The organism is Aquabacterium sp., from assembly GCF_004297345.1.
Lineage (GTDB): Bacteria > Pseudomonadota > Gammaproteobacteria > Burkholderiales > Burkholderiaceae_C > Aquabacterium.
Window position 1 is genome coordinate 1 of record NZ_SCTN01000135.1, and the last position, 3,390, is coordinate 3,390.

Consider the following 3,390-nt stretch of genomic DNA (forward strand, 5'->3'; position numbering starts at 1 on the left):
TCCGCACGGAACTCGCCTGCCGCGACCATCTTCTCCAGGTTGCGATTGGTGGCCAGCACCATGCGCACGTCCACTTTGATCGGGGCCGTTCCACCAACACGCTCGAATTCACGCTCTTGCAGCACGCGCAGCAATTTGGCTTGGAACGCCGCGGAGATGTCACCGATTTCATCGAGGAACAAGGTGCCGCCGTGGGCCATTTCAAAGCGGCCCTTGCGGGTGCCGACCGCGCCGGTGAACGCGCCCTTTTCATGGCCGAACAATTCCGATTCCAGCAAGGACTCTGTCAAGGCCGCGCAGTTCACGCGGATGAAGGGCGCATTCTTGCGTGGAGAGAGGTTGTGGATGGCGCGTGCGATGACCTCCTTGCCGGTGCCACTCTCTCCTCGTAGTAGCACGGTGGTTTTGGTCGGCGCAGCCTGATGCACCTCTGCAAACACCTGCTGCATGCGGGATGACTCACCGATGGCCATGTCCACTTGATAAACGGGCTTGAGGGCTTTGGAAAGGCGGCGTGCTTCTTCATACAGTCGCCCTTGCTCGGCACTGACCCCCCTGTGCAACAGCAGGTTCTGGCCCATCAGATTGGCCACCATCGACAACAGCCGAAGATCTTCGTCGAAGACGCTTGTTCTGGACGTCACGGTTCTGTCCATGGTCAATACGCCCAGCGTTCGCCTATCTGCCTTGATGGGTGTGACCAGGTAGGCGATGGTTTCGTCGGGTGATTGATCCACCGCGCCTGTGCGGTTCAGAAAAAGGGGCTCTTCCGCGATGTCGGGCACGACTGCCGCCACGCCAGACATGAACACCTTGCCGACGATGCCTTCTCCGACCTCGAAATTCAGCCTCGCCGATTCATCCTTGGACAGGCCCACAGCGCACATGCCGCATAAAAGGCCTTCTTCGGTCTGCAGGATCACGGCGCCTCGACGCCATCCCATCATCGAGAGCAGCACGTTGAGTGCCTCTCTGAAAGTTTTGTGAACATCGAGTGACGAGCCCAGGATCTTGCTGACCTGGTAGATCGTCATCAGTTCAATGCTTGCGCGTTCGTGGTGCGTGCTGACCATAGGAGCGGCCTCTCGTCATGGCTTGGTGCAACCCTGGCTCTGCACACCCCGATATGGTTCAGCTTTTGACTGAAAACGACGGTGTACACGGAGCGTCAGGCTCGATGCCACATATGCAGCAAGAAATAAACCTGATTGGGGTTATCGGAAATGTGGCAGATGGGAGAACGGTCTTGTTGCCGTGATCCGATGTGTCATAGCGGGGTCATACCGATCGTGGATTGTTCGGGTGCTGCTTGCGAGCACGACGCGCTTGCAAGTTGATGCAGTCAACTCGAAACGATCGTCATGAAATCAACTTTGCCCCTTTCGGCGCTGTGCGCCCTGGTGATGGCAGGCTTCAGCCTCGTGACTGAAGCTCAGGCCACATTGGCCAATATGGCGTTGCCACCCAAGGCTGTGGCCGTGCAAGCCCCCTTGGCTGCTCCACCCAAAGATGTGGAACACCTGAAGTTTCAGGACATGTTCAAGGCCCCGGTTGGGCCGCAAGGGCTGGAGCCATCGGCGCGCTTGCTGTCGCTGCATGGCCGCAAGGTCCGCATGGTCGGCTACATGGCCACCCAGGAAGAATCCAAGGCCGGCATGCTCATTCTGGCACCCATGCCCGTGAACCTGGGCGATGAGGATGAAAGCTTGTCGGACGACCTGCCGGGCAATGCCGTGTTCGTGCACCTCGCCCGTCCATATGCGGCGCGTCTGGTGCCCAACCTGCAAGGTTTGTTGCAGTTCACCGGCACCTTGTCTGTGGGCGCGTTTGAAGAGGCCGACGGGCATGTGTCCGCTGTTCGCCTTGAGTTGGACGAAGCGACATCTCGCCTGCTGACCACCCAGGCTACCACGAGCAAGCCTGCCGCCAAACGTCAACGTGCGGCTGCATCGCGTGAGCGCGTTGCCAGCACAGCCTTCTGATTTCCCGTTCTTCCTTTCCTGCTTTCAACCGGCTATCCAGCCTTCAAGGAGTACCACCATGTCCCGTTCCGTCCTGCAACGCCGCGTCTTGAGCGTGGCCCTGTCTGCCGCTCTGTCGGCTCTGGCCGTTCAAGCGCAAGCGGCTTCCATTTCCCGGCTGACGCCACCCAGCAACCCGCTGCTGGCCACGGCCACAACGCTGTCTCGCTTCCTGCAAGGCCAGAAGTTCGACCTGCAAGCCACAGTGCGCCCTGACGCTGGCCAGAACGTGGTCAGCTTCCAGTTCTCGGTGGATGGCACCAGCGTGACGCCTGCCGCCGGCACCACCAGCATCATCACGGAAACGCAAAGCGCTACTTGCGTGAGCACCACCACCGGCCTGACCACCGGCGCAGCCACCTGCAAACTGGTCGCTGGCTTGCCTGGCAACACCGCTGTGGTGTCCGTGCGCGGCTACAGCCACAACACCGCTGGCGTGCACACGCTGGGCGTGACCGCCGTGACTGACACGGGCGCATCGATCAGCAAGACCGATGGCAACTTCGAAGTTGTGGGCCTGACGCTGAACAACGGCCGCCCAGCCAAGAACGTTGTGATCATGCTGGGTGACGGCATGGGCGCTGCGCACCGCACGGCCGCTCGCATCATGGCCAAGGGCTACCTGCAAGGCAAGGCACAGAACCGCCTGGCCATGGACACCTTCCCCTACACCGGCATGGTGATGACCGCCTCGCTGAACTCGATCGTGACCGACTCGGCGCCTGGCATGTCGAACTACGTCTCGGGCAACAAGGCGCAGAACAACCAGGAAGGCGTGTTCCCTGACGACACCCAGGATGCCTTTGACAACCCTCGTTTTGAATACCTCTCCGAGTTCCTGCATCGCACCAAGGGCAGCAGCCTGGGCGTGGTGACCACGGCTGACGTGTTCGACGCGACCCCCGCAGCCAATGCCGTGCACACATCGAACCGTGGCAATGGCACCGGTATCGTTGACCAGTTCCTGGATGACGCCAACCTGACTGGCTTGAAGGTGCTGATGGGTGGTGGCCGCAAGTGGTTCCTGCCAAGCAACCTGACGCAGTCTGCTGGTACGGATGCCACAGCTCGCACGTTTGATGTGCAGCCTTCTGGCCTGGGTTCGACCGCCAACGGTTCGGCTCGCAAGGCTGCGTCTGACTACGTGCTGCCCGCTGACATCGTGGCCGGTTGGAATGCCGCGCCGGGCGCCTTGGACGCCAACCGTGATCTGATTGCCGGCTTCCAGTCCGCTGGCTTCACCTACGCACCCGACAACACGGCGCTGCAGGCCGCTGGCACGCCAGACAAGCTGCTGGGCCTGTTCTCGCTGTCCAACATGAACGTCGCGCTGGACAAGATCAACGGCCGCCGCGGTACCTCGACCATC

The 3,390-nt window shown here is 60.9% G+C and carries 3 protein-coding genes; 2 read left to right on the forward strand and 1 reads right to left on the reverse strand.

Annotated features, from left to right (window positions below; all coding sequences use genetic code 11):
* The coding region (locus tag EPO09_RS04295; RefSeq protein WP_290640530.1) for a sigma 54-interacting transcriptional regulator at positions 1-1,073 on the reverse strand (1,073 nt) is incomplete at its 3' end.
* Between the two features lie 288 nt (positions 1,074-1,361).
* Here EPO09_RS04295 and EPO09_RS04300 point away from each other — a divergent pair.
* On the forward strand, positions 1,362-1,982 hold the full coding sequence (locus EPO09_RS04300; protein WP_290640532.1) for a hypothetical protein: 621 nt from the start codon (positions 1,362-1,364) through the stop codon (positions 1,980-1,982).
* 58 nt (positions 1,983-2,040) lie between these two features.
* Positions 2,041-3,390, forward strand: a 1,350-nt coding sequence (locus EPO09_RS04305) for an alkaline phosphatase (RefSeq protein WP_290640534.1), incomplete at its 3' end; no start/stop codon positions are given.